Annotated in this window: 29 protein-coding genes; 8 read left to right on the top strand and 21 right to left on the bottom strand. The window is 32.3% G+C overall.

Annotation, left to right across the window (positions count from 1 at the left end; translation table 11 throughout):
• Positions 1-50: 50 nt before the first annotated feature.
• The 3 genes from xerD to HHH54_RS06900 all read right to left on the bottom strand — a co-directional run bounded on the left by xerD (position 51) and on the right by HHH54_RS06900 (position 2076).
• Positions 51-938, bottom strand: coding sequence for a site-specific tyrosine recombinase XerD (xerD, locus tag HHH54_RS06910; RefSeq protein WP_198618115.1), 888 nt, complete (start codon positions 936-938; stop codon positions 51-53).
• 46 nt (positions 939-984) lie between these two features.
• Positions 985-1428, bottom strand: a complete 444-nt coding sequence (gene fur, locus HHH54_RS06905) for a ferric iron uptake transcriptional regulator (RefSeq protein ID WP_198618114.1) — start codon at positions 1426-1428, stop codon at positions 985-987.
• Positions 1429-1533: 105 nt separating this feature from the next.
• Complete coding sequence (locus HHH54_RS06900; RefSeq protein WP_198618113.1) at positions 1534-2076, bottom strand: NUDIX hydrolase; 543 nt, start codon at positions 2074-2076, stop codon at positions 1534-1536.
• Between the two features lie 81 nt (positions 2077-2157).
• Between HHH54_RS06900 and HHH54_RS06895 the strand changes: the two genes are divergently transcribed.
• Both HHH54_RS06895 and proC read left to right on the top strand, forming a co-directional pair.
• Positions 2158-3066 carry an aldo/keto reductase gene (locus HHH54_RS06895; protein WP_198618112.1) on the top strand — a complete coding sequence of 303 codons (909 nt, stop codon included), beginning with the start codon at positions 2158-2160 and terminating at the stop codon, positions 3064-3066.
• A 174-nt stretch (positions 3067-3240) separates the two neighbouring features.
• Positions 3241-4056 (top strand): pyrroline-5-carboxylate reductase, encoded by an 816-nt coding sequence (gene proC, locus HHH54_RS06890; protein ID WP_198618111.1) that lies wholly within the window; start codon positions 3241-3243, stop codon positions 4054-4056.
• Between the two features lie 129 nt (positions 4057-4185).
• Here the strand turns inward: proC and rnz are convergent, their stop codons facing one another.
• Positions 4186-5103: a ribonuclease Z gene (gene rnz, locus HHH54_RS06885; RefSeq protein WP_198618110.1), complete on the bottom strand. Its 918-nt coding sequence runs from the start codon at positions 5101-5103 to the stop codon at positions 4186-4188.
• Between the two features lie 166 nt (positions 5104-5269).
• Between rnz and zwf the strand changes: the two genes are divergently transcribed.
• Together zwf and HHH54_RS06875 are read left to right on the top strand one after the other, a co-directional pair.
• Positions 5270-6754, top strand: coding sequence for a glucose-6-phosphate dehydrogenase (zwf, locus tag HHH54_RS06880; RefSeq protein ID WP_198618109.1), 1485 nt, complete (start codon positions 5270-5272; stop codon positions 6752-6754).
• A gap of 173 nt (positions 6755-6927) precedes the next feature.
• Positions 6928-7785, top strand: coding sequence for an effector binding domain-containing protein (locus tag HHH54_RS06875; protein WP_198618108.1), 858 nt, complete (start codon positions 6928-6930; stop codon positions 7783-7785).
• 134 nt (positions 7786-7919) lie between these two features.
• On the opposite strand, the gene gnd is transcribed toward HHH54_RS06875, so the two are convergent.
• The gene (gene gnd, locus HHH54_RS06870; RefSeq protein ID WP_198618107.1) at positions 7920-9323 is read right to left on the bottom strand and encodes an NADP-dependent phosphogluconate dehydrogenase; all 1404 of its coding nucleotides are present in this window, start codon (positions 9321-9323) and stop codon (positions 7920-7922) included.
• 113 nt (positions 9324-9436) lie between these two features.
• Positions 9437-10549 carry a M20/M25/M40 family metallo-hydrolase gene (locus tag HHH54_RS06865; protein ID WP_198618106.1) on the bottom strand — a complete coding sequence of 371 codons (1113 nt, stop codon included), beginning with the start codon at positions 10547-10549 and terminating at the stop codon, positions 9437-9439.
• Between the two features lie 152 nt (positions 10550-10701).
• Here HHH54_RS06865 and prli42 point away from each other — a divergent pair, with 152 nt between their 5' ends.
• On the top strand, positions 10702-10818 hold the full coding sequence (gene prli42 / locus HHH54_RS11535; RefSeq protein ID WP_432813799.1) for a stressosome-associated protein Prli42: 117 nt from the start codon (positions 10702-10704) through the stop codon (positions 10816-10818).
• 118 nt (positions 10819-10936) lie between these two features.
• Here prli42 and HHH54_RS06855 read toward each other — a convergent pair whose 3' ends face one another.
• From HHH54_RS06855 to HHH54_RS06790, 14 genes are all read right to left on the bottom strand, one after another.
• Positions 10937-11914 (bottom strand): aromatic acid exporter family protein, encoded by a 978-nt coding sequence (locus tag HHH54_RS06855; protein ID WP_198618104.1) that lies wholly within the window; start codon positions 11912-11914, stop codon positions 10937-10939.
• Positions 11915-11925: 11 nt separating this feature from the next.
• Positions 11926-12363, bottom strand: coding sequence for a bacilliredoxin BrxB (gene brxB / locus HHH54_RS06850; protein ID WP_198618103.1), 438 nt, complete (start codon positions 12361-12363; stop codon positions 11926-11928).
• A 114-nt stretch (positions 12364-12477) separates the two neighbouring features.
• On the bottom strand, positions 12478-14151 hold the full coding sequence (gene recN, locus HHH54_RS06845; RefSeq protein ID WP_198618102.1) for a DNA repair protein RecN: 1674 nt from the start codon (positions 14149-14151) through the stop codon (positions 12478-12480).
• Between the two features lie 15 nt (positions 14152-14166).
• Positions 14167-14619, bottom strand: coding sequence for a transcriptional regulator AhrC/ArgR (ahrC, locus tag HHH54_RS06840; protein WP_198618101.1), 453 nt, complete (start codon positions 14617-14619; stop codon positions 14167-14169).
• A 207-nt stretch (positions 14620-14826) separates the two neighbouring features.
• The gene (gene dxs, locus HHH54_RS06835; RefSeq protein WP_198618100.1) at positions 14827-16692 is read right to left on the bottom strand and encodes a 1-deoxy-D-xylulose-5-phosphate synthase; all 1866 of its coding nucleotides are present in this window, start codon (positions 16690-16692) and stop codon (positions 14827-14829) included.
• Between the two features lie 69 nt (positions 16693-16761).
• Positions 16762-17643 carry a polyprenyl synthetase family protein gene (locus tag HHH54_RS06830; protein ID WP_198618099.1) on the bottom strand — a complete coding sequence of 294 codons (882 nt, stop codon included), beginning with the start codon at positions 17641-17643 and terminating at the stop codon, positions 16762-16764.
• On the bottom strand, positions 17627-17845 hold the full coding sequence (gene xseB / locus HHH54_RS06825; protein WP_198618098.1) for an exodeoxyribonuclease VII small subunit: 219 nt from the start codon (positions 17843-17845) through the stop codon (positions 17627-17629). The genes HHH54_RS06830 and xseB overlap by 17 nt, the downstream gene beginning before the upstream one ends.
• Positions 17838-19178: an exodeoxyribonuclease VII large subunit gene (gene xseA / locus HHH54_RS06820; protein WP_198618097.1), complete on the bottom strand. Its 1341-nt coding sequence runs from the start codon at positions 19176-19178 to the stop codon at positions 17838-17840. Before xseA ends, xseB begins: the two co-directional genes overlap by 8 nt.
• Before the next feature lie 5 nt (positions 19179-19183).
• A complete protein-coding gene (nusB, locus tag HHH54_RS06815) occupies positions 19184-19579 on the bottom strand; it encodes a transcription antitermination factor NusB (RefSeq protein WP_198618096.1) in 396 nt (131 codons plus the stop codon).
• A gap of 20 nt (positions 19580-19599) precedes the next feature.
• Positions 19600-19974: an Asp23/Gls24 family envelope stress response protein gene (locus HHH54_RS06810; RefSeq protein ID WP_198618095.1), complete on the bottom strand. Its 375-nt coding sequence runs from the start codon at positions 19972-19974 to the stop codon at positions 19600-19602.
• Between the two features lie 19 nt (positions 19975-19993).
• Positions 19994-21349: an acetyl-CoA carboxylase biotin carboxylase subunit gene (accC, locus tag HHH54_RS06805; RefSeq protein WP_198618094.1), complete on the bottom strand. Its 1356-nt coding sequence runs from the start codon at positions 21347-21349 to the stop codon at positions 19994-19996.
• 1 nt (position 21350) lies between these two features.
• Entirely contained in the window at positions 21351-21809 is a 459-nt protein-coding gene (gene accB, locus HHH54_RS06800) for an acetyl-CoA carboxylase biotin carboxyl carrier protein (RefSeq protein WP_198618093.1), read from the bottom strand.
• A 175-nt stretch (positions 21810-21984) separates the two neighbouring features.
• Positions 21985-22542 carry an elongation factor P gene (gene efp, locus HHH54_RS06795; RefSeq protein ID WP_198618092.1) on the bottom strand — a complete coding sequence of 186 codons (558 nt, stop codon included), beginning with the start codon at positions 22540-22542 and terminating at the stop codon, positions 21985-21987.
• A gap of 19 nt (positions 22543-22561) precedes the next feature.
• Positions 22562-23632, bottom strand: a complete 1071-nt coding sequence (locus HHH54_RS06790; RefSeq protein ID WP_198618091.1) for an aminopeptidase P family protein — start codon at positions 23630-23632, stop codon at positions 22562-22564.
• 90 nt (positions 23633-23722) lie between these two features.
• Here HHH54_RS06790 and HHH54_RS06785 point away from each other — a divergent pair, with 90 nt between their 5' ends.
• Positions 23723-24331 carry a V-type ATP synthase subunit I domain-containing protein gene (locus HHH54_RS06785; protein ID WP_198618090.1) on the top strand — a complete coding sequence of 203 codons (609 nt, stop codon included), beginning with the start codon at positions 23723-23725 and terminating at the stop codon, positions 24329-24331.
• An 18-nt stretch (positions 24332-24349) separates the two neighbouring features.
• Positions 24350-24574, top strand: coding sequence for an SA1362 family protein (locus HHH54_RS06780; protein WP_198618089.1), 225 nt, complete (start codon positions 24350-24352; stop codon positions 24572-24574).
• Positions 24575-24665: 91 nt separating this feature from the next.
• On the opposite strand, the gene HHH54_RS06775 is transcribed toward HHH54_RS06780, so the two are convergent.
• The gene (locus tag HHH54_RS06775) at positions 24666-25496 is read right to left on the bottom strand and encodes a lipoate--protein ligase family protein (protein WP_198618088.1); all 831 of its coding nucleotides are present in this window, start codon (positions 25494-25496) and stop codon (positions 24666-24668) included.
• 132 nt (positions 25497-25628) lie between these two features.
• Here HHH54_RS06775 and HHH54_RS06770 point away from each other — a divergent pair, with 132 nt between their 5' ends.
• Entirely contained in the window at positions 25629-26015 is a 387-nt protein-coding gene (locus HHH54_RS06770) for a rhodanese-like domain-containing protein (protein WP_198618087.1), read from the top strand.
• Positions 26016-26166 lie beyond the last annotated feature (151 nt).

The following is a 26166-nucleotide window of genomic DNA, read 5'->3' as shown; positions in this document are numbered from 1 at the left end:
TCATTCTGTATATATTCAATATCGACAAATGATTAATTAATACTGAAATACTAAGCACGTGGATGATATTGTTGATAAATCTTTCTAATTTGTGCACTTGAAACATGCGTATAGAGTTGAGTAGTTGAAATATCAGAATGACCTAACATTTCTTGGACAGCACGTAAATCTGCTCCGTTTTCTAATAAATGTGTCGCAAAAGAATGTCTTAACGTATGTGGTGTAAGTGTTTTATGGATTCCGGCTTTAAGACCAAGTTGTTTGATTAACTTCCAAACACCTTGTCTTGTCAGTGGTTTGCCATGCGTATTTAACAATAAAGTATGCGTTACAGTATTTTTAAGGAGTTGAGGTCTAACATTTTGAATATAGTGATCCAAAAATGCTATAACTGTTTCACCAAGTGGCACAATACGTTCCTTTTTCCCCTTACCAAAAACTTTTACGAATCCCATCATTAAGTTAATATCTTCAACTTCTATATTAATAAGTTCACTTACACGCATACCAGTTGCATATAATAACTCAAGCATTGTGCGGTCTCTATACCCAATAACCCGCTCAAGTTGAGGTGTTTCTAGTAATTGATTAATCTCATCTATAGTCAATATATCTGGTAATTTTCTATCATATTTAGGTGTTTCAATTAATACAGTTGGATCGTGTTTAGCATATTTTTCTCTCAAAGCAAATTGATGGAAACTTCGTACAGTAGACGTAAAACGTGCTATAGACTTTGAAGAACGTCCCTCATCATGTAAGACACCAAACCAAAGTTGAATGGTATCACGGTCAACAAAGTCTAAGTGTGTAATCTTCTTTAATTCCAAAAAATTGATATAATGATTTAAATCTCTACGGTATGCTGCAATCGTATTTTGTGATAACCCTTTTTCGAGTTGGATAAATTTTAAATATTCCTCTAGTATTTGTTGCATATAAAAGCCCTCATTTCTTGATGAGATATGCTAAAGCAATTACGACTTAGCTTTTGTTTTGGCAATCTTTACATATGCCGTGAAATGTTAAGCGATGATCCAATATTTTAAAGTTAAACTCATTTTCGACGCGTTCTTCAACTTGCGGCAATAAGTCTTCTTCAATTTCATCTACTCGACCACATTCCATACATACTAAATGATGATGGAAATGTTTAGAACCTTCTTTACGTAGATCAAATCGAGATACCCCGTCACCGAAGCTTACTTTGTCCACGACCTTAAGCTCAGCAAGTAATTCTAATGTTCGATAAACTGTAGCTAGTCCTATTTCAGGCGCTTTCTCTTTTACTTTTAAATAAACATCTTCTGCACTTAAATGGTCAGCTTCATTCTCAATCAAGACTCGAACAGTTGCTTCTCTTTGAGGTGTGAGTTTATATGATGATTGTTGTAACTGTTGCTTCACGCGATTTAATCGTTCCTCCACGGAAGCTTCACTCCCTACTAACTTAATTGTAATAATTATTATTTAGATACTTTATGATTAATAAATTACCAATAATTGAGAAAAAAAGCAACTAAAATCCTCTTCTTATTTAGAATGATTATAATTTAATAATACATATTGAAATGCAATCAGTGTCTTCGCATCCTCAATTTCATTATTGTGAACGGCATTTTTAATTTCATCTATGCTGTAGTAAACACTTTCTACAAATTCATCTTCATCAAGGTTTAACGTCCCTTTTTGTAAATCTTCAGTAAAATAGATTGTTATTTTTTCATTTGAAAAACCAGGAGTGCCATATACTTCTCCGATTTTGACAAGATGTTCTGTCTTATACCCTGTTTCCTCTTCTAGCTCCCGTTTCGCTGCATCTTCTGGATTTTCATTAGGTTCTAATTTACCAGCTGGTATTTCTAGTAATACTTTTTCCATTGGTTTACGATACTGTTTAACCAGAATCACTTTTTGATCAGGCGTTAACGCACAGATTGCGACTGCGCCATTATGTTTAACGACTTCCCTATACGAAGTTTTCTCATTGGGGAGTGTTACTTTATGACGTTCTACTTCAATAATTTTTCCGGAATAAATTGTTTCAATAGACAGAGATTTTTCTTCATGTATCATGCATTAAACGCTCCTTTTCATTTATATAAAAACTATAACAATGTTACGATATAATTAAATAGTATCGGAAGGAGATTAAACATGCAAAAGAATACATTAAAAAGTGGAATAGAACTTTCTGAACTCGGATTAGGATGTATGAGTTTAGGTACTGATTTTAAACATGCTGAAACAATTATTGATACTGCTGTAGAACATGGTATCACTTATTTTGATACTGCTGATATTTATGATAAAGGGATAAATGAAGAAATTGTAGGTAAAGCATTAAAAAAATATCAGCAACGTGACGATATTATTATTGGCACAAAAGTTGGTAATCATCTAAAAGATAATGGTGATACATTTTGGGATCCTTCGAAAAAATATATTAAAACGAATGTGAAATCCTCTTTAAAACGTTTAGGGTTAGATCAATTGGACTTGTATATGCTTCATGGTGGGACTATTGATGATCCTTTAGATGAAACAATTAGTGCATTTGATGAGTTAAAACAAGAAGGCCTCATTAAAGCGTATGGAATTTCGTCTATTCGTCCTAATGTGATTCGATATTATCTCGAGCATAGTCAAATTGAAACTATTATGTCACAGTTTAATCTAATAGATAATAGACCTGAACGTTTACTTCAAGAAATTAAAGATAAAGATGTTAAGGTGCTAGCAAGAGGTCCATTATTTAAAGGACTTTTAACAGATAGTGCAAATTCTACGATTGATCAAAAATTTAAAGAAGGTGTGCTCGATTATTCTCATCAAGAACTTGAAGAGACTATGAAACTATTACAACAGAACATTCATGCAGATTTATCTTCTGTTGCTTTTAATTATCTTAAGTCATTTGATACTTTAGGTTCTGTCATTGTTGGTGTAAGTAGTGTTGATCAATTAAATGAGAATGTAAAGCATTTTGATGAAGTGATTAATCAGGATGTAATTAAAAAGGCACGTAAAACTGTGAAAAATTTAGAATATAAGCAGCATTTATAATAATTGCTATTACTAATATGTAGAAAGATAGAAATGAAGTTCATAATTGTCTTGAATTAGGGTAATATGAGTATTACATAAGTAAGTAATACTAGAACGTATCTTTTTATAAGGAGATTCTTTCTCTAGCCTAACTATATTTTTAAATTAAGAAAAAATAGGAAGTGATAATAAATGAAAATTGTTTTTTATGGTGCTGGTAATATGGCTCACGCAATCTTTACTGGAATTGTAAATTCTAACGTTTTACCTCCAGAAAACATATTCTTAACCAATCGTTCTAATGAGGACGCGCTTAAGTCATATCAAGATGATTTAGGTGTCCAATACAGTTACGACGATAAAAAGTTACTTGATCAAGCTGATTATATTTTCTTAGGATCAAAACCTCATGACTTTGATAAAATTGCTGATAGAATTCGTGAATATGTTCAACCTAATCATAAATTTATCTCGATTATGGCGGGTTTGCCAATATCGTATATTCGTGAAAAATTATCAGTGGATAATCCTATTGCACGTATCATGCCAAATACAAATGCTCACGTTGGGCATTCTGTAACTGGCGTAAGTTTTTCAAATAATTTTGGTCCGAGATCGAAAGATGAAGTGCTTAATGTGATTAATGCATTTGGTTCGGCCATCGAAGTACAAGAGGATCATTTGCATCAAGTAACAGCAATCACAGGAAGCGGTCCAGCATTCTTATATCACGTCTTTGAAAAATATGTTCAAGCTGGTACTAAATTAGGTCTTGAAAAATCTCAAGTTGAAGAATCAATTCAGGAGCTTATCATCGGTACAAGTAAAATGATTGAGCGTTCTGATTTAAGTATGGAACAATTAAGAAAGAATATTACTTCAAAAGGTGGTACTACTCAAGCTGGGCTCAATGCATTATCACAATATGATATTGAAGGCATATTTGAAGATTGCTTGAATGCAGCTGTTAATAGAAGTATTGAACTTTCTGCACAAGATGACGACTAGTATACTATAAATATATTAAGACTTTAATTGAGCTAACAGGATTTGTTTTTATCCTATACATTATGATTAAAGACGTGTATAGATGATAATTACAAATCCTGTTTTAGCTTTATCATAAATATTCAAAGTTTAAAATTGAAAGTGATCAAAGTCTGATACAAATTGAAATGCTATATTATGATTAGAGTGTAGCTTTTGAGAAATAGATTTAATATCGTCTAGTGTATAACGATTGCTTAAATGGGTTAGCAAACCATGTTTAACATTTGCCTTTTCAAGAAGTTTTAATACATCATCAATATGACTATGAAAATAATTATTAGCGAGTGTTCTATCCCCTTCTAAAAATGTTGCTTCATGTACGATTACGTCAGCATCTTGAGCTAAAATGAGTTCATTTTCACACGGTTTAGTATCTCCGAAAATTGACAATACTGGCCCTTTTCGATCTTCCCCTTTAAACTTATTTGAATGATAGATAATGCCCTCGTGTTCAAATGTGTCATGTGATTTTACTTGTTGATATTTTGGTCCGGGTTCAAGCCCTATCTCTTTTAACTTTGCAACATCCAACTTACCTGGTGTGGTTGGAGATACGATGCGGTAACCGTAACTTGGGACTCCGTGATTTAATGGTAAAGCTTTCACTTTAAAATCATTAATTGCTAGTTCTAATTCATCTTTAATCTCTATGATTTGAATAGGATAAGTAAGATGAGCATGTGTTAAAGTGAGCGTCGTTTCAATATAAGATTTAATACCAATTGGCCCGATAACAGTCAGTGGTTTATCATCTCCACCTTGGAAAGATCGACTCGTTAATACGCCAGGTAAACCATAGATATGGTCACCATGCATATGTGTTATAAAAATATGACTCACTTTACCTAGTTTAATTGAATGATGTAATATTTGATGTTGTGTAGCCTCTCCCACATCAAAAAGCCAAATATCTGTTGAGTAAGGTTCTAAATTTAATGCTATTGATTGAGTGTGACGTTCCTTTGTCGGTAAACCTGCACTCGTCCCAAAAAATGTAATCTCCATTTATAAACCTCCTTAGCGATAATATTATCATACATAGTTCTAAAAATATTCAAGAAATTATGTTGCTTAATTTAACGATAGAGAATTAAAGCATAATATATGACCAATTTTGATATAATGATTTATAATAAGAAAAGACATTATAAAAGAATTGAGGTTTTGAATCTTGAATAAGACAAATAATCACATTCCAGCGCTAATTACAATTTTTGGTGCTACAGGTGATTTAAGTCACCGAAAATTGTTCCCATCACTATTTCATTTATACCAACAAGATCATTTAGATGAACGTATTGCAATTATTGGTATTGGTAGACGTCAACTTTCTAAAGATGATTTTAGAGCGCAAGTCAAAAAATCAATACAAGCTCACGTCCAAGATACAAAACATTTAGATAAGTTCTTGCAACATGTGTTCTATCAACCACATGATGTAAATGATGAAGCAAGTTATAAAAAGTTGCTTGATTTAAGTGAGTCACTTGACAAAGAATTTTCTTTAGGTGGCAATAGACTATTCTATTTAGCTATGGCACCTCAATTTTTCGGTACTGTAACAGATTACTTAAAATCATCTGGACTTACAAATACTAAAGGCTTTAAACGATTAGTAATTGAGAAGCCATTTGGTAGCGACCTTGCATCAGCGGAATCTTTAAATAAACAAATCAGACGATCTTTTAAAGAGGAAGAAATATTTAGAATTGATCATTATTTAGGTAAAGATATGGTTCAAAATATTGAAGTCTTACGTTTTAGTAATGCAATGTTTGAACCATTATGGAATAATAAATATATTTCAAATATACAAGTTACTTCATCTGAAATTTTAGGTGTTGAAGATCGAGGTGGTTACTATGAATCGAGTGGTGCTTTGAAAGACATGGTTCAAAACCATATGCTTCAAATGGTAGCATTACTAGCTATGGAACCTCCAATAAGTTTAGAAAGTAATGATATTCGTTCGGAAAAAGTAAAAGTATTAAAATCTTTACAAGTGCTTCAACCTGAAGATGTACAAAATAATTTTGTACGAGGACAATATGATGAAGGTACGATAGATGGTCAATCTGTAAGAGCGTACCGTGACGAAGATAAAGTTTCATCAACGTCAAATACCCCTACTTTTGTTTCAGGTAAAGTATCTATTAATAATTTTAGATGGGCTGGCGTACCATTTTATATTCGTACAGGTAAACGTATGAAACGTAAATCTATTCAGGTTGTTGTTGAATTTAAAGAAGTTCCTATGAATTTATATTATCAAAAAGATAAGCATCTTGACTCAAATCTACTTGTAATTAATATTCAACCAAATGAAGGTGTCTCTATACATCTAAATGGGAAAAAATATGTGCAAGGTATCGAAACAGAACCTGTTCAACTTTCTTATTCAATGAGTGCTCAGGATAAAATGAATACCGTAGATGCGTATGAAAACTTATTATTTGATTGTCTAAAAGGTGATGCAACAAACTTTACGCATTGGGAAGAATTAAAAGCAACATGGAAATTTGTTGATGCGATTCAAGAACAATGGGATAAATTTGAACCCGAGTTTCCTAACTATGAATCTGGAACAAATGGTCCTTTAGAAAGCAATCTCCTATTAAGTCGTGATGGATTCAAATGGTGGGACGACATTCAGTAATATTATAGAAATGGGACGAAACTAAGGTTTTTTAATTATTTATCATAAAAGTTTATTTTTTGCTAAGTTACCTATGAATTTAAGTGTAACTTAGCGCTTTTTGTTTTATAATATATAATTAGGAACTTACTGAAATGGAGTAAGACTATAGGAATATTGGGAGTGATACAAGTTTGGATGTTATCAAAAAAGTACAACAATCAATCGTATATATTGAAGATCATTTGTTAGAGCGTTTTGATTTTCAAAAATTATGTGATTACATTGGTATTGCTCCGTATCATCTTGAACAATCGTTTACTATGATCTTAGCATTAACTCCTAGAGAATATTGGCATGGAAGACGAATGACACTAGCTGCTTTTGATTTGATACATGGCAATAGTCGATTAATTGATTTAGCTAAAAAATATCATTATGATAACGCAAATTCATTTGCTCATGATTTTAGCGAATATCATCAAGTTTCTCCATTACAAGCTAAGGTAAAAAAAGATAAGCTTAAATACCAAGATAGATTATATTTAAAATTAACAACGACACGTGCTGAACCGTATCCGTATAGATTGGAGAATATTGGCGATTTGCCTCTTATAGGCGTATCTCGATTTATTCCTGCTAATGACCTAGATAATCATTTTACTATTCCTGACTTTTTGGAAGATTTAAAAGAAAATGGATTACTTGAGGATATGATACGTTATAATAATATAGGACCACATGCTATTTTTGTTGTAAGTAGTCCATTAGAAAATGGATTAGACATTTTTGTAGGTGTGCCTAGCGAACGATATCCTTCCCATCTAGAAAATCGTTATCTCGATCAACAACAGTATGCTGTGTTTAATTTGCAAGGTGAAATTGATTATGCAACAAATGAAGCGTGGCATTACATCGAGACAACACTCCAATTAAGTCTCCCATTCGAAAGAGATAGTATATATATCGAAATGTATCCTCTCGATATATCATTTGAAGATCCTTTTACGAAAATACAATTATGTATTCCGGTAACTATTGATAATTACTAAAGTAAAATTAGGGTTGAATCATCATCCTAATTGTATATAAAGAAGCTCAAGTATATGATTTATCATCATATCTTGAGCTTTCTTCGTTTACTATGATTAAACTTATATTTAATAATATGAACTTCAGTATAATCTTATTCTGTCCATTGAGTATGGAAAGTACCCGCTATATCTTTACGCTCATACGTATGTGCACCAAAGTAATCACGTTGAGCTTGAATCAAGTTCGCTGGTAAGTCAGCTGTTCTATAACTGTCGTAGTAGTTAATACTAGACGCAAATCCAGGAATTGCAATACCATTTTGAACACCTGCAGCAACAACATCACGTAATGCTGTTTGATATTCTGTTACGATTGATTTAAAGTAATCATCTAATAAAAGATTTTGTAAATTTGAATCTTTATCGTAAGCATCTTTAATTTTTTGTAAGAATTGAGCACGGATAATACAACCAGCACGCCAAATCATAGCAAGCTCTCCTAATTGTAAATTCCAATCATTTACGTCACTTGCTGATTTCATTTGATCAAAGCCTTGAGCATACGAGCAAATTTTACTCATATATAACGCACGGCGAATTTTCTCTAAAAATTCTGCTTTATCTCCATTAAATTCAGATTTAGGACCATTTAAGTTGTTAGAAGCATGAACACGTTGTTCTTTAAGTGAAGAAATAAAACGTGCAAATACTGATTCTGTAATAATAGTTAGAGGTGTACCAAGTTCTAATGCGTTAATAGATGTCCACTTTCCAGTCCCTTTTTGGCCAGCCTTATCCATAATTTTCTCAACTAATGGTTCACCATCTTCATCTAATTTAGTGAAAATATCTCCAGTGATTTCGATAAGATAACTTTCAAGCTCACCGGCATTCCATTCTTTAAATGTTTTAGAAATTTCTTCATGTGACATGTTAAGGAGATTTTTCATCATATGATAGCTTTCAGCAATTAATTGCATATCTGCATACTCAATACCATTATGAACCATCTTAACATAATGACCTGCGCCATTAGGACCAATGTATGTTACACATGGTTTTCCATCTTTTGCTTTAGCAGCAATTGATTCAAAAATATCTGCAACTTTTTCATAAGCTTCTTTTTGGCCACCAGGCATCATTGAAGGGCCAGTTAATGCACCAGTTTCCCCGCCAGATACTCCTGTTCCAATAAAGTTAATGCCACTTTCAGCTAAAGCTTTATTACGACGGATTGTATCAAGATAGTTCGTATTACCTCCATCAATTAAAATATCATCATTATCTAAAAGCGGAAGTAACGCATCAATTGTTTTATCTGTCGCTTCACCAGCTTTTACCATTAATAAAATTTTACGAGGTTTTTCTAAAGAATTCACGAACTCTTCTATAGAATAAGTTGGAACGATATTCTTACCTTCAGATTCTTTCATCATAATGTCTGTTTTTTCAGATGAACGATTATAAACAGAAACACTATATCCACGTGATTCAATATTCCATGCTAGGTTTTTACCCATAACTGCTAAACCTACTACACCGATTTGTTGTGTCATTTTGCTTACCTCTCTTATTATAAATTACGGCTATATTGTATCACATTAGCCATTCAAAGTTATAAAGATACGTTTTACTTTAAGTAAGTTTATATAATTATCATACTTATCAATTAAGCAGTCTCAATAATTGAAAGTATAAATTCTGCTAATCGAATTAATGATGTTTGTGAGATTCTTTCTTCAGTTGTGTGAATATTTTCATATCCTACACCTAAAATAACTGTAGGGATACCGAGTTGATTGATAATATTGCCATCAGATCCTCCCCCAGCAATACCTAACTGAGGTGTTAACCCAATCTTTTGAGCAGCCTGCACGGCTTTTTGAACAACAAGTTCATTGGAGTTGATTAAAAAGCCTGGATAAGAAAGAGTTGTTTCTACTTCAGCACTACAACCAAAAGACTCTGCTGTTTTAATAAATACATTTCTCATATGTTCAGTTTGTAAATCTATCTTTTCCTTAGAGTGAGAACGAGCTTCTGCCCAGATTTTGACAAGATCAGTGACGACATTGGTTGGTCCTCCACCTTCAAAACGGCCAATATTAGCTGTTGTTTCATCATCAATTTGACCTAACTTCATATTATGAATTGCACTAGATGCAATTTTAATTGCACTTATCCCCTCTTCAGGTGTACTCGCATGTGCTTTTTTCCCATTTATTTGAGCGTTAATTTTCATTTGATACGGTGCTCCGATTGTAATATCACCTACGGGCACTGATGAATCAACTGCATACCCGTAATCAGCATCAATGTCACTTTTACGTAATAATTTTGCCCCTCTTAATCCAGATTCTTCCCCAACAGTGATGATAAACTGGATTTGACCATGAGGTATATCGTTTTCATTGATTACTTCTAAAACCTCAATCAAAGAAGCCAGTCCTGCTTTATCATCTGCACCTAAGACAGTTGTACCGTCAGAGTATATAAAACCATCTTCTTTAATAATGGGTTTTACATTTTTACCAGGTATAACAGTATCCATATGACTCGTAAAATATATTTTATTTCGATTATCTTGTGTACTTGGTAAAGTGCAAATTAAGTTATTAGCACCATAACCTAATTCATTTCTTGCGGAGTCTTCTCTGACATTAAGACCTAATCGTTTAAATTTATCCTTTAGAAAGGGCTGTATTTCTTCTTCATACCCTGTTTCGGAATCAATTTGTACAAGATCTAGGAATGTTTGAATTAATCGTTTTTCATTAATCATGCAGTCACCCTTTCAATATGTTATTTTTATTTTATCTAAATGATCAGTTGATGCAAAATAATGTGATTATATTGGAAATGAGTAAGGTACGTTTGAGTGGGTCATACAGTTAATGTTATAATTCAATTAAATTTAACATTTAAACTGGAAATATGGAGGACATGAAATTGCAAAATAAAGGTTTAAGAAAGGTTTTACTCATTATAATGTTATTAGCTATAATTATTTCACTACTTTTAACTGGTGTAGCCCCGTTAATGAATACGTAACACTCATATTCAACAAATTTGTTAAAAATAGATATAATATTAATCACTTCTTAATACTATTTTTTAATATTAAGAAGTGATTTTTTATTGAGATATTATGAGCACACTTAGCGTATCATTAGATTTCGTGATGCATTTTAAGTGAACCAAATTTCGACTTAATAGAAAGATATTCCTCAGTATCATATAAAATTTGAATCATGCTTGAGCGTGTATATAATGCTTCGTGTGTTTTAGGAAGCGGTTGTTTATCAAGTTCAAGTCTAATTTGATAGAGTTTATGCAGTCTTAATGCTGTATAGTTATTTTCATTAACGTTTTCGGCCATATCTTTAAAAAGATATGCAACTTGTGAACTTAAGATATCATCGGCTTGTATATGTTCAATATGATATTTAATACGCTTTAGTATTTCGAGTTGGTCCTGACGCATATCGAAATAATGATAGTAACTATTTTCATTTCGTACATAATGATTTTTTACGTCTCTAAAAGCAACTGATTTCGCTTGTTGAATCAGCTTCATTAACGGTTGAAATGAAATCTCTGGATTACTATTATGTGCTGCGCAAGCCCCACTAAATGTATAAAAAATGTTGGTGAATTGTTTCTCAATTTCATTCTTATATTTTTCGAGTTCTTTATCGAAACTTGGCATAATTGTATTCATTAAAAATGCAATTGATAACCCTACAATTAGAAGTAATAATTCATTTATCATCAAATGAACATTGATTGTTTGAGCGTTAAATAGGTGTAATAGTATAACGATACTAGTAACAACACCCTCTTGCATGTTAATCATGACTGTTAAAGGTATAAAGAAAAGTACAATAACACCTAATACCCAAGCATGTTGACCTAGTAAAGAAAATACAAGCGAACCAAAGCCAATGGCAATTAGGCAGGAAATAAACCGAGAGATAATAGCATGCAACGAGTTCATTTTAGTGTCTTTAATACATAATACAACTAAAATAGCACTAGATGCATAATTATCTAGCCCAAAGAATTTTGCTACAATTACACCTAGTGCCATACCTACTGCTGTTTTAATAGTTCTAAATCCTATTCGATATGGATTTAAACGAAACATCTCAGTATCCTCTATTTCTGTTCACAATATTTATCAAATAAATTCTGTAATTGAGTAATGACATCCATTGTATCATGACCTTCGATTTGATGACGCTCTATCATTTGAGTGATTTTACCATCTTTCATTAAAGCAAATGATGGACTAGAAGGCGCATAACCTTCAAAATAATCACGTGCACGTTGAGTTGCTTCTTTATCTTGTCCAGCAAATACAGTTACAAGTCGATCTGGTAAAACATCATAATGTAAAGCATGACTTGCAGCTGGTCTCGCAATACCGCCTGCACAACCACACACTGAATTAATCATTACTAGTGTAGTTCCGTCTTGTTTAAATACTTCATCTACTTCATTTTCAGTTGTTAATTGTTCATATCCTGCACCTTCAATTTCTTTACGGGCTTGATTAACAACATCATTCATATATAAATCAAAATTTAAATCCATCATAATTCCTCCAGTGTCATATTTGTCATTATTTTACTAAAGGTTTTACACCAATTCAATATATAGAGCTTAGGTAAGAAAACTCTGTACAAAATATAATTAATTTTAAGATTTTTATCGTTGATTCTGTTCTATCATTTCTTTAGCACTTTGCTTGGTAAGTTCAGTTACCTTAGCGCCTGAAATCATACGTGCTACTTCTTCAACTCTCTCATCACCATACAGTTCTTTAACACTTGTCACAGTTCTATCGTTAAGTTGTTGCTTAGAAATATATAAATGATGATTACTCATAGATGCAACTTGAGGCAAATGAGATATACAAATGACTTGAATGACATTTGCAATTTGTTTCATCTTTTCAGCCATTTTTTGAGCAGCTTGACCTGAAACACCTGAATCCACTTCATCAAATAATATGGCTGTTTGTCCTCTTGAACGTACAAAAATACTTTTTAAAGCTAACATAATCCTAGAAAGTTCTCCGCCACTTGCAATTTTATTTAAACTTTTAAGAGGTTCACCTTTATTAGGACTAATTAAAAATTCTACTCGTTCAATACCATCTTTTTGTGGAGTATCGTAAGGTTTAAAAGATATTTCCAAATTAGCATCTTTCATCTGTAAATATTGTATTTCATTTACTATATGATCTCTTAATTTTTGAGCGACTTTACGTCTTTCTTTAGAGAGTTTATGGCCTTCTTCTAATAGTAATTTTTCAAGCGCCTCGATTTCTTCCTTTAAGTTTGAGGTGCTTTCTTCGTAGTTTTCTATTTTGTTAATTTCTTCTTCTATTTTTGATTGATAATCAATTAATTCAGAAATATTTTTTCCGTACTTTCGTTTTAAATTCGTTAAAAGATTCATACGGGATTCCAGTTCATTAAGATAGTTTTCATCAAATTCAGTTAAATTAATTTCTTCATAGAATTGATGTTTAGCATCTTCAAGTAAGTAATAAAATTGATCAACCTCCTCTTGAAGTTGCTTGAACTTTTTCGGAACTATTGTATCAATGGTTTGTAATTGAGAACTAAGTTCGTGTAATCGATCAGTAATCGCGTGATCATCAGTTAAGGTAACGTATGCAGCGTTTAATGCGTTACTCAGATTTTCTGAGTTTTGAATTCTCTTTATATCCACTTCAAGCTGTTCTACTTCATCCTCTTTCAATTGTGCTTCTTTAAGTTCATCAGATTGAAATTTTAATAAATCTAGACGCTGTAGTAATGCTTGGTCTGCTGATTCTAATTCATTCAACTCATTTATCTTTTTTTGATGCTTTTCATAAATATTATGGTATTGATCTAAATGTTCTTGATATTGTCCATCGGCATAACGATCTAAGAGTTCAATGTGATATTTTTGTTTAAGTAAAGACTGAGTTTCGTGTTGACCATGAATATCTAATAATTCTTGCATAACTCGTCTTAAATCATGAAGTGTAGCAGTCTGATTATTAATACGACAGATACTTTTACCAGAACTAAATATTTCTCGTTTAACAATCAAAAAGTCTTCGTTTATATCTATATTTAAAGCCTTTAATACTTCAATAGCTTCTTTAGCGTTATCAATATCAAATATTCCTTCTATGATAGCTTTCTTAGCACCATGACGAACAAAGTCAGAAGATGCACGTATACCAATAAGTTGACCGATTGAATCAATAATAATAGACTTACCGGCACCTGTTTCACCACTAAGTACTGTAAGACCATCGGAAAACTGAATATCTAGTTCTTCTATTATTGCGAATTGTTTAATTGATAAACTTTGTAACATATAGTTATCGCATCCTTATAGCATATTGAATATTCTATTTTTTATATCGTTTGCTGCTGTTTTATCTTTACAAATAATAAGACAAGTATCATCGCCGCAAATTGTTCCTAACACCTCTTCCCAATCAATTTGATCTAAAATTGCGCCTATAGATTGAGCATTACCAGGAAGCGTTTTTAACACTAATAAATTATCTGTATCATCAATTTTGACAAATGAATCCATTAAGTATCTTCCGAGTTTTTCTAGAGGATGATAACGTCTATCATTCGGTAAACTGTATACATATTGGCCAGTAGGTGCAGGAACTTTAATAAGTTGAAGCTCTTTGATGTCTCGAGATACAGTTGCTTGTGTTACATTCATATCAAAATCATTTAATCGTCGCACAAGGTCGTCTTGTGTTTCAATTTGTTCATTAGAAATAATCTCTCTTATTTTTATATGTCTAACTGATTTCTTAGGCATAAAAACACACCTCATAACGAATATTTATACAATCATCTTATCATAAATACGTATGAATAGCACAACTGAGTTTACTTGTATTTGTGTATAATTTTACTAACATTGAAGTGCTGTATACTTGATATAAAATGCATAATAAAACCACCTAAAATCCTATAAGAATTTAGGTGGCCAAAATTACTAATACAGAATAATTTTTAGAAGTAATTACAATAATGATTTAGCAGTTTCTGCTATAGATGCAGATGACAATCCGAGATCTTCTAAAATTTGATTAACATCACCATGTTCGATATAAATATTGTCAATACCTAATCGTTTTATACGGTTTTGATAACCTTGATCAGTTAAGAAGTTAGAGATTTGACTGCCTAATCCACCATTTAACATACTTTCTTCAACAGTTAAAACAGGTAAGTTAGATTGACCAATATCATTGAGCATATCGAAATCCATCGGCTTAATATATCGAGCGTTAATAACAGAAGCACTAATACCCTGTTCTTTTAAGAGTGTAGCTGTTTCTTTAACTGTTTCAATTGTTGGGCCATAACTAATTAGTATGATATCTGTCCCTTTTTCAATGTATTCCCAACTTCCGACAGGAATATTTTGACGATTATCTTTTATTGCTACCCCTAATCCATTACCTCTAGGATAACGGATAGCAAAAGGACCTTGCTCATAATGCATCGCTGTATAAACCAAATCTTTAGCTTCATTTTCGTCTTTAGGCATTGCAACTGTCATATTAGGAAATTGTGTTAGAAATCCAACATCGTATATACCTTGATGTGTTTCACCATCAGCACCAACTAAACCTGAACGATCAATACCGAAAATGACATTAAGATTTTGGCGGTCAACATCATGTAATACTTGATCGTACGCGCGTTGTAAAAATGTAGAATATATTGCAACATAAGGTTTCATTCCTTGTATTGCTAATCCGGCAGCCATTGTTACGGCATGTTGCTCTGCTATGCCTACGTCGAAAAATTGTTCAGGCAATTCAGATTGAAACTTAGTTAATTTTGAACCCACAGGCATAGCAGGTGTGATTGCAACTACACGTTTATCATTACGAGCATATGCTAACACTTCATCACTCATTAATTGACTCCACGATGGTCCATTTGCCTTACCTTTAATTTGTTCGCCTGTTTCTAACTTATAAGGTCCTAAACCGTGCCAAGTACCAATTTTATCATTTTCTGCAGGATGATAACCTTTTCCTTTTTTAGTTACGACATGGATGAGTACAGGTTTTTTTATAGAATCTGCAGCCGTCAAGGCATCTTCTAATTCATCAAAATTGTGACCATCGACCGGCCCAATATAACGAATGCCTAATTCTTCAAAAAATGCCCCATCTACAACTAGATACTTTAAGCTATCTTTAATTCTGTCTGCTGATTCCCGTAATCGACTTCCTCCAGGTAGTTTGCTTAATACGTGTTCAACATCCACTTTCATACGGTTATAACCTTGATTCATTCTAATTCGACCTAGCATGTTATGCATTGCACCAACATTAGGTGCAATACTCATTTCATTATCGTTAAGAATAATTGTCATATTCGTACGATCATGTCCTATATTATTTAAAGCTTCAAGAGCCATGCCACCAGTTAATGCACCATCGCCAATAACTGGAATAACATCGTAGTCTTCTTTTAAGATATCACGAGCTTTAGCCATCCCCATAGCTGCAGATAATGATGTAGAGCTATGTCCAGCTTCCCATACATCATGCTCTGATTCTTTTAGTTTTGGAAAACCACATAATCCTTTATATTGTCTTAAAGAATTGAATTGTGTACTTCGGCCAGTTAAGATTTTGTGAATGTAACTTTGATGTCCTACATCCCAAATAATCTTATCTTTAGGACTATTATAGTGTTTATGTAATGCTATAGTAAGCTCAACAACACCTAGGTTTGCCCCAATATGTCCCCCTGTTATAGCACACGTTTCAATTAAAAACTTTCTTATATCTTCACTTAATGATTGAAGTTCTTTTACAGAAAGTTCTTTTAAGAATGAAGGATTTTGTATATTTCTTATATCCATTTATATCACCCTTAACTAATGTGTCCTTTTGATTATAACACTTCAACAACCGTCTTGGTATAGATTGATTTAGTTATTTCTTTGATAAAACAGTTTGAGTAATGTTTTTAAATCATTTGTATCATAAGAATGAGATAATTCATCTAACAAATCATTTGCCTTTTGAACATGGTTAGTTAATTCTTTTTCAGCACTTTCTTGTCCTAATAATGAAACGTAAGTTCCTTTATGATTAGTAATATCACTACCCACAGGTTTTCCTAAATCAGATGCGTTACCATAGACATCTAAAAGATCATCTTTAATCTGAAAAATGACACCTAAATGCTCAGAAAAAGCTATTAATTTTTGTGCTATTTGAGAAGGTGCTTGTGCAATAATTGTAGCAGCCTCAACTGCAAAACGGATTAAGGCACCTGTCTTATGAGCATGTATACGTTCCAAGGTTGTTAAATCAATAGATTTATTCTCACTTTGCATATCTAATGTTTGCCCACCTACCATACCTAAATGACCACTCGCCTTTGATAATAATTGAACAAGTTTAATTCTAATTTCAGCATGGTTCGCTTGGTCGTTAGCGATAAGTTCAAAAGCTTTGGTCAGTAGAGCATCACCAGATAATATAGCTAGCCATTCACCATAAACTATATGATTTGTTGGTTTACCTCTTCTTAAATCATCGTCATCCATTGCAGGCAAATCATCGTGAATCAAAGAATAGGTATGAATCATCTCAAGTGCTAAAGCGGTTTCGAACCCTTTTTCAATATCATTTGGTGAAAGCATATTAACAGTTGATAGAAGTAGTAAAGGTCTAATTCGTTTTCCACCTGCTTCGAGTGAATAACGCATACTTTCTTCGAGTTGAGTATTTAAACTTGAATTATTGATTGCATATTGTATTTTTTTATTGAACTGCTCTAAAATATGATTAAGACTCTGATTCATCACTTAAATCTTCCTCATTCTCGATAAGTTTTGCAACTTTTTCTTCAGCATCTTTAAGTGTTGCTTCACATGATTTAGACAATGCCATCCCTTTTTGATAGAGTTCTAAAGATGACTCAAGTGAAATCTGATCATCATCCAATTGCTTTACAATATGTTCAAGTTCTTGCATCATTTCTCCAAATGTTTTATTTTCAGTCATTTTCTTGCCACCTAACTTTCTTGATCAGTGCATCAATCGATCCATCTTTCATCGTGACTTCGATTGAATCATTTTCGCTTAAATCTTTCGCACTCGTAATTACTTGTTTATCTTTATGTACTATTGAATAGCCTCTTAACATTGTGTTTGTTGGGCTCAAATTATTTAAGGATGTAAGGTTTTGAATGAATTGTTGCTTCTTATGTTTGAGTTGATTATGAAACGATTGATGCATAGATTGACGGATTTGATTCAATTTACTTTGTTCATTTTGAATTGTAATAAAAAAATTCTTATAGCGTAATTTTTGCTTAAGTAGGAGTAATTTCTGTTGCTTTTCATAGGTAATTCTCCTCATAGATTGGTGTAATACTCGATCTAAATCGTCTCTTTTTTGAATATGCTGTTCATAAAGTAAGGTTGGTTGTTTTAATTTATAGTAATTTTGTAAATGTTTTAATGTTTGTTTATGATTTTTCAATGTTTGCTTGATATAGCGATTTAAAATTACTTGTATTTGAGATAATGTTTCTAATAATTCATATTGGTCAGGTGTAGCTATCATGGCAGCTTGTGTTGGTGTAGCAGCACGTTTATCAGCTACAAAATCACTTAGAGTGGTATCCGTTTCGTGCCCAACAGCTGATATTACTGGTGTTGTACATGAAAAAATAGCTTTTACGACTTCTTCCTCATTAAAGTTCCAGAGATCTTCTATAGAACCTCCACCACGACCCAATATGATAATATCTGTTTTCAATGAGTCTGCATATTCTAGTTTTTCAATGATATCATTTTTAGCTTCAGTACCCTGTACTAGCGTACTAATTTGAATCTGTTCTACTAATGGATATCGACTTGTTAATGTATTTTGAATATCGCGAATTGCCGCACCAGTACTCGCTGTAAGAATAGCAATTTTTTGAGGGAATTTGGGAATAGCTTTTTTATATTGATTATCAAAATAGCCCTCTTTTGTGAGTTTGACTTTAAGCTGTTCGAACTTTTGGTATAGATTACCTACACCATCGAGTTGCATTTTATTGACATAAATTTGATAATTTCCACGGCGTTCATAAACTGAAACTCTTGCTTCAACAAACACCTGATCACCTTCTTTTGGAGAAAATGTAAGTTGGTTTGCTTGAGACTTAAACATCATTGCGTTTATGACTGATTGTTCATCTTTAATTGCAAAATAAAGATGTCCACTATTATGTCTCTTGAAGTTAGAAATTTCTCCTTTGATTAGTACTGTTTGAAGATGTGGATCTTGATCAAATTTATATTTTATATATTTAGTTAATGCTGAAACAGTAAGGTATTTCTCCATTGATATCACTCATCTTTTTTAATATGACTTAGCACACCATTTACGAAGCGATAATGATCTTCATCACTAAATTGTTTTGTAAGTTCAACAGCTTCATTAATTATGACTTTTGATGGTGTGTCGCTATTTAATATTTCGAAAACAGCAATTCGTAAAATAATACGATCGCTTTTCAATAATCTATTAATTGTCCAACCATCTAGGTGTTGTGAAATTTGCTCATCAAGTAATGGCTCATGATCTTTAACACCAGTAACAAGCCAATGAATAAAATCAAAATCGAGGTTAGGATAATCATCTTTGATAAATTCGATGGCTTCTTCAATTGTTAGATCTGAATTTTTCATTTCAAGTTGAAATAAAGTTTGAAATGCTTGACTTCTTGCTATTTTTCTACTCATAAAAACTCTCCGTTCTTTGATTACTCATCTTTAGACGAACCCATTTCGACATGTGAAATATGCACATTAATTTGCTTTGGTGTTAACGCAGTCATTGTTTTAATTGCATTAAAAATTGATTCTTGAATTTTTTTTGCTGTATCAGAAATTTTATAGCCATATTTTAATGAACAATATACGTTAATCACTAGTTCATTATTTTCGGTCTCTACTTTAATACCTTTACTTAAATTTTTGCGACCTAAGCGTTCTAATGTCGTATTTTTTATATCTGAGAACATACCATGAACACCTTTAACCTCAGATGTTGCAATACTGGCTATGATTGAAATAACTTCTGGTACTATTTCAACATTTCCTAAATTTGGATTATAATTTTCAATTGATTTAACCATGTTGGTTCCCCTCCATCATTTATTCACTTTCATTCATAATATCATGCAACTCTAAAAATTTAGTACTAAAGAAGCCTTCTCTAAATACAGAATGATTCAGTAAGTTTATATGAAATGGAATAGTTGTATCAATACCTAATACCACGAACTCCCTTAATGCTCTTAACCCAACACTTATGGCTTCCGCTCGCGAAGGTTGATGTACGATTAATTTAGCAACCATTGAATCATAATACGGAGGTATCGTGTAATTAGTGTAACAAGCTGAATCGATTCGTACACCAAAACCACCTGGTGTTAAGTACTGAGTTATCTTTCCTGGTGAAGGCATAAAATTTTTGTATGGGTTTTCTGCATTAATTCGAAATTCTATTGCATGACCATTCACTTTGATGTCATCTTGAGTGTAAGGTAATGTTTCACCCATAGCAATCTTAAGTTGTAATTTCACTAAATCTACTCCTGTTACCATCTCAGTTACCGGATGTTCAACTTGAATTCGTGTGTTCATCTCCATGAAATAATATTGATTATCATTTAAATCATATATGAATTCGATGGTACCAGCATTATAATAATCAACAGCTTTTGCTGCTCTAACAGCTGCCTCACCCATTTCTTGTCTTAGCGATGCTGACATGATTGGTGAGGGTGATTCTTCGACAAGTTTTTGCATGCGTCTTTGAATCGTACAATCTCGTTCACCTAAATGAATTACATTACCGTATTCATCCCCCATAATCTGAACTTCAATATGTCTAAAGTTTTCAATGTATTTTTCAAGGTAAAGACCACCATTTCCAAATGCGGTTTCAGCTTCTTGTTGAGTCATTTTATACCCATTAATTAACTCTTCTTCATTTCTAGCTATTCTAATTCCCTTACCACCACCACCAGCAGTGGCTTTAATTATTACGGGATAACCAATTTTATTTGCGCTCTTTATCGCATCATTTATTGTTTCAACTAAACCGTCACTACCTGGTACAACTGGAACATTAGCACGAATCATTTCCTCTTTTGCTATATCTTTAATACCCATTTTTTTAATCGATTTGTAACTTGGCCCAATAAATTTAAGTTGTACAGCCTCACACAATTCAGCAAATTCACCATTCTCAGCTAAAAAGCCATATCCAGGATGTATACCATCACAACCAGTGGATGTAGCGATTGAGAGAATATTTGGTATATTTAAATAAGAATCTTTAGATTGTTTAGGTCCCACACAGTATGCTTCATCGGCTAATTGAGTATGTAATGCCTCTTTATCTCCTTCAGAGTATATTGCAACTGTTTGAAGCCCTAATTCATGACAAGCTCGTATAATTCTTACAGCAATCTCACCGCGATTTGCAATTAAAATTTTCTTCATATTATTTCACCTTAAATAAGGCTTGGCCATACTCAACCATTTGTCCATCTTCAACTAAAATCTCAACTATCTCACCAGTTACTTCTGCTTGAATCTCATTAAATAATTTCATTGCTTCTAAAATACACACTGTTGTATCAGGAGAAACTTGATCCCCCACTTCTACGTAAGCACTTTCTTCAGGAGATGGTGATTTGTAAAATGTTCCTACCATCGGAGCTGAAATAGTTTGTAAATGTGAATCATTTTGATTGGATTCTGTAGCGTTCTTCATACCATTATTAGATTCGGTACTATTTTGAGTTGGTACTTGTGTAGTTTGAGTTACAGGGGGTTGTGCAGTTATAATTTCTTTTTCTTTCTTCAGATTGATAACTGTTCCTTTATTTTCAATATTAATTTCGGTCAAGTTAGAGTTATCTAGTATGTCGATTAACTCTTTAATTTCTTTAAAATTCATATTGGGTTCTCCCTTATCGTTGGTTTATTCTATTTCTCCATTTTACTTTACGAAATGAGTCAATTCAAGCAAAGACTAGAGTATATAATAGTTTCATAAATTAAAAAAAGCTGAGACGTATAGGAAATTAATTAAAACCTCCAATATCGTCTCAACAAATTTGTGACTTTATAAATTATGCTCGAGATACATAACTTCCATCAGATGTATTAATGACTAAAATGTCACCTTCGTTTACAAATAAAGGAACATTTAAAGTATAACCTGTTTCTACTGTTGCAGATTTAGTTGCACCTGTTGCAGTATCACCTTTAATACCAGGCTCAGTTTCAGTAACTTCTAATTCAACTGTTTTAGGAAGTTCAACGCCAATGATTTCACCTTCATACATTTGAACTTGAACATCCATATTTGCTTTTAAGAATTTGAGTTCATATTCAATATATGAAGTCTCAAGTTCGATTTGATCAAATGATTCGTTATCCATGAAAATGTGATTATCACCATCAGCATATAAATATTGCATACGACGGTTTTCGATCATAGCTGTTTCAACTTTTTCACCAGCTCTGAATGTTTTTTCTTGAATTGCACCAGTTCTTAAATTACGTAATTTAGATCTTACAAATGCAGAGCCTTTTCCTGGTTTAACATGTTGGAATTCTAATACTTTCCAGATTCCGTTATCAACTGAGATTGTTAAACCTGTTTTAAATTCATTTACAGATATCATTAAGTTTCCTCCTTAAGTATCACTCTTCTTTTAAAATAATAAGGTCTTTTGTAGAATTAGTAAAGCGTTGACCGCCATTTTCTGTAATTAATACATCATCTTCTATGCGAACCCCGCCTAATCCTTCGATATATATACCCGGTTCTAATGTTACACAATGATTAATTTCAAGCTGGTCATCTGATTTAGGTGAAAGTGCAGGTTCTTCATGTACGTCTAGACCAATTCCGTGTCCTAGTGAGTGACCAAAGTAGTCACCATAACCCTCATTAGCAATAATATCACGAGCTATTTTATCAATTTCCTTACCTGTCATACCTGGCTTAATCTGTTTCAATGCCTCTTCTTCAGCTTTAAGTACTATATTGTATATTTCAATCATCTTCGAATCAGGTTGACCTACAGCAAAAGTACGTGTTATGTCTGATGTATATCCTTTATAATATGCACCAAAATCCAAAGTAATCATATCTCCAGATTCGATGACTTTATCTGAGGCTACACCGTGTGGTAAAGCACCACGATAACCAGAAGCCACAATTGTATCAAATGATGTATCATCTGCTCCTAAATGAAGCATTTTGCTTTCAAGATAAGCTTTAACTTCTTTTTCTATCATACCTGGTTTAACGACTGTTAAAATGTATTCATAGGCCTTATCAACAATATCAGCAGCTTTTTGAATAATTGCGATTTCATTTTCATCTTTAACGCGACGAATTTTTTCAATTTCACTACCAATTGAAATTAAATCATGTCGACCATTGTTTAATTTTAAAAATGAGTCATAGGATACAAGATGTCCTTCAAATCCAATATTATTAAGAGATTCATCTTGAATAAGACGAATAAGTTCGTCATAAACATTTTGTTGTTGTTTAACAATTTGAAAATCAGGAGCTTGTTCTTGTGCTTGTGAGACATATCTAAAGTCTGTAACGAGTTTTAAATGTTGTTGCGTAATCAACAAGGCACCACTTGTGCCTGTAAAGCCTGATAAATAACGTCTGTTAAAATCTGTTAATACTACAATTCCATCAAGATGTTTATCTGTAAGTATTTTTCGAACTTTATCGATTCTTGCATTCATAAAATACCCTCCATATATTTGTACTTATTAATATGATACCTTAAAATGAGGATAAGTATAATAAAAACAATTTAAATACAGGAGTTTTTTATGAAAAAGATAATTACAATGTGTGCTATTTCTACAGTTATATTATCTGCTTGCGGTAGTCAAAATCTCTTACCTTTAGAGGAAAAAAGTACAGATTTGAGTGAGAAAAATCATGAAATTAAACTTGAAAATCAAGAATTAAAGAATGAAATTAATCAGAAACAGCAACAGCTCTCCTCACTAAATCTTGATAAAAAAAATATAAGTAAAGCTAAAGAAAATCAAAGTGTCTCTAACTATTTAAATGCCTCATCAGATTATTATAATGAACTTACAAGTATCATTAATGAGTATCAAAGTATAGACAGAGAGGTTCAAAAAAACAAGAATAAGAGAGAGATTATTGATAAATTAGAGGTACTCAATGAAGACCACTTAACAGCAATTGAGTCATATAAAGATAGCATTGATGAAGACATTTTAAAAAAGGATAGTGATATAAAAAATCAAAATAAAGAAATCCAGCAAATACAAAATGATATTAAGAAAGCATTTAAATTAATAAAAAAAGGATATGAAAATAGAAAAGAAAGTGAGATCACTAAAGGACGTGGTATCTTACTCAATTTAAAGGTTAAAACAGAGCATAAAAGCGATGAAATTAAATAGTTAATAAAGGAGTTATATATGTCACTTACACAAAAAATTTTATTTGGGATTATAATTGCTATTGCACTAATTGGCTTGGTTCTCAATTTGGACGTCTTATTATGGAGTATAATGCGCACTATCATTACATTAGCTATAATTATTGGTATCATTTATCTCATTTATTTTTACTTCTTTCTTACACCTACGCAACGCAGTTATAAAAAAGCTTTATGGAAAAATAAAATGAGACGTCGCAAATAAAGACGTTTACATTTAAATATTATGACAAATAAGAAAAAACGGTACACTCTAAATCATTTTTGTAGTGTTACCGTTTTTAAGTTACATTTCTTTATTTTCTATATAAAAATTCGTTAGAACGATATTTTTGTTCTAATTGGTGTACTTCTTCTAACTGTTCATCTGTAAGTTCTAGTGGCTTAAATGCTATATTTAATCCTTTTTCAAACCCTTTTTTAAATGCAATTTCCATTTCTTCTAACGAAACTTTTTTATCAGATAAATCGTTAATAGCAACGGCCTTTTCAACGAATGCTTCTTTCATTTTTTGTTTGAGTCTATCATTTTTGTAAATAAACATATCGAATAAGTCGTCAATATCTACAGATTGCAAAATAGAGCCATGCTGTAATATGACTCCTTTTTGTCGTGTTTGAGCACTACCGGCAATTTTTTTACCTTCGACGACAAGCTCATACCAACTTGGTGCGTCAAAACAAACAGCACTTCTTGGCTGTCTTAACTTATCTCTTTCTTCTTTTGACCGCGGTACAGCAAAATATGCTTCAAATCCGAGATGCTTGAATCCTTCTAGTAAACCATTAGAAATAACACGATAAGCTTCAGTTACTGTTTTAGGCATTTCAGGATGAGATTCAGGAACTATTACACTGTAAGTTAATTCTTTATCATGCAATACTCCTCTACCACCAGTCTGTCTTCTTACTAAACCATAACCTTTTTCTTTCACTTTATTGATATCAATTTCTTTTTCCAGACGTTGAAAATAACCAATTGATAATGTAGGTGGATCCCAAGTATAAAAACGTACCACAGGATCAATTTCACCACGAGATACAAAATTTAGTAAAGCTTCATCCAAAGCCATATTAAAAAAAGGGTCCTTTTGACCAGTATTAATAAAATGCCATGTTTCCTTCATTATACTAATCCTCCAAAATTACATAAACACATAGTTTAAAACTAAAGTCTATTTTTTAACAGCGAAAAAATTTTGATAATTTATGATATCAGCTTTATAATAATAATATCGGTATTTTAGGGAGGATGCAAGATGACAAACTCATTGATAATTGCTTTAATTATTTTAATAGCCATTATTTTATGGATGGTTATTCAATACTTTTTAAATAAAAAATCAGTCAATGAATTAAATCAAGAGGAGTTTCAACAAGGTTTGCGTAAAGCGCAGGTTATTGATTTACGTGAAAAAGCTGACTATGATTATGGTCATATTAATGGTGCGCGCAACATTCCTATGACTATGTTTAGACAACGTTACCAAGGATTACGTAAAGACCAACCTATTTATTTAGTTGATGCTAATGGCATTGTAAGCTACAGAGCAGCTAGGCTTTTGAAAAAGAAAGGCTATAAAGATTTGTATATGCTTAAAGGTGGCTATAAAAAGTGGACTGGTAAGATAAAATCTAAGAAGTAAGGTAATAACATTCTTTTGAAAAGTGGCTCTCTGTCAAATAGGACTGGTAAGCTCAATTAAGGAGGTTAGGCAACTTGCTGTTGCTTAACTTCCTTTTTCTTTTCTGATGCGAATAATTTTGAACTTAAAATGATTCTATTACGAAAGTGCT

It is taken from the genome of Staphylococcus canis (genome assembly GCF_016238445.1).
GTDB classification, from domain to species: Bacteria; Bacillota; Bacilli; order Staphylococcales; family Staphylococcaceae; genus Staphylococcus; species Staphylococcus canis.
Note: the sequence above shows the minus strand (reverse complement) of the source record. Positions and strands in the feature narration are given on the sequence as shown.

Bases quoted from the DNA above. Each gene is read 5' to 3' on its own strand.
- efp (WP_198618092.1), bottom strand. From the start codon at position 22,542: ATGATATCTGTAAATGAATTTAAAACAGGTTTAACAATCTCAGTTGAT.
- xseA (WP_198618097.1), bottom strand. From the start codon at position 19,178: ATGGAGAAATACCTTACTGTTTCAGCATTAACTAAATATATAAAATAT.
- brxB (WP_198618103.1), bottom strand. From the start codon at position 12,363: ATGGATTTAAATTTTGATTTATATATGAATGATGTTGTTAATCAAGCC.
- HHH54_RS06895 (WP_198618112.1), top strand. From the start codon at position 2,158: ATGCAAAAGAATACATTAAAAAGTGGAATAGAACTTTCTGAACTCGGA.
- xseB (WP_198618098.1), bottom strand. From the start codon at position 17,845: ATGACTGAAAATAAAACATTTGGAGAAATGATGCAAGAACTTGAACAT.
- gnd (WP_198618107.1), bottom strand. From the start codon at position 9,323: ATGACACAACAAATCGGTGTAGTAGGTTTAGCAGTTATGGGTAAAAAC.
- xerD (WP_198618115.1), bottom strand. From the start codon at position 938: ATGCAACAAATACTAGAGGAATATTTAAAATTTATCCAACTCGAAAAA.
- HHH54_RS06830 (WP_198618099.1), bottom strand. From the start codon at position 17,643: ATGAATCAGAGTCTTAATCATATTTTAGAGCAGTTCAATAAAAAAATA.
- recN (WP_198618102.1), bottom strand. From the start codon at position 14,151: ATGTTACAAAGTTTATCAATTAAACAATTCGCAATAATAGAAGAACTA.
- HHH54_RS06810 (WP_198618095.1), bottom strand. From the start codon at position 19,974: ATGGTTAAATCAATTGAAAATTATAATCCAAATTTAGGAAATGTTGAA.
- nusB (WP_198618096.1), bottom strand. From the start codon at position 19,579: ATGAGTAGAAAAATAGCAAGAAGTCAAGCATTTCAAACTTTATTTCAA.
- ahrC (WP_198618101.1), bottom strand. From the start codon at position 14,619: ATGCCTAAGAAATCAGTTAGACATATAAAAATAAGAGAGATTATTTCT.
- rnz (WP_198618110.1), bottom strand. From the start codon at position 5,103: ATGGAGATTACATTTTTTGGGACGAGTGCAGGTTTACCGACAAAGGAA.
- proC (WP_198618111.1), top strand. From the start codon at position 3,241: ATGAAAATTGTTTTTTATGGTGCTGGTAATATGGCTCACGCAATCTTT.
- accC (WP_198618094.1), bottom strand. From the start codon at position 21,349: ATGAAGAAAATTTTAATTGCAAATCGCGGTGAGATTGCTGTAAGAATT.
- HHH54_RS06770 (WP_198618087.1), top strand. From the start codon at position 25,629: ATGACAAACTCATTGATAATTGCTTTAATTATTTTAATAGCCATTATT.
- HHH54_RS06900 (WP_198618113.1), bottom strand. From the start codon at position 2,076: ATGATACATGAAGAAAAATCTCTGTCTATTGAAACAATTTATTCCGGA.
- HHH54_RS06865 (WP_198618106.1), bottom strand. From the start codon at position 10,549: ATGATTAATGAAAAACGATTAATTCAAACATTCCTAGATCTTGTACAA.
- HHH54_RS06855 (WP_198618104.1), bottom strand. From the start codon at position 11,914: ATGTTTCGTTTAAATCCATATCGAATAGGATTTAGAACTATTAAAACA.
- HHH54_RS06780 (WP_198618089.1), top strand. From the start codon at position 24,350: ATGTCACTTACACAAAAAATTTTATTTGGGATTATAATTGCTATTGCA.
- accB (WP_198618093.1), bottom strand. From the start codon at position 21,809: ATGAATTTTAAAGAAATTAAAGAGTTAATCGACATACTAGATAACTCT.
- HHH54_RS06775 (WP_198618088.1), bottom strand. From the start codon at position 25,496: ATGAAGGAAACATGGCATTTTATTAATACTGGTCAAAAGGACCCTTTT.
- HHH54_RS06790 (WP_198618091.1), bottom strand. From the start codon at position 23,632: ATGAATGCAAGAATCGATAAAGTTCGAAAAATACTTACAGATAAACAT.
- HHH54_RS06785 (WP_198618090.1), top strand. From the start codon at position 23,723: ATGAAAAAGATAATTACAATGTGTGCTATTTCTACAGTTATATTATCT.
- prli42 (WP_432813799.1), top strand. From the start codon at position 10,702: ATGGAGGACATGAAATTGCAAAATAAAGGTTTAAGAAAGGTTTTACTC.
- dxs (WP_198618100.1), bottom strand. From the start codon at position 16,692: ATGGATATAAGAAATATACAAAATCCTTCATTCTTAAAAGAACTTTCT.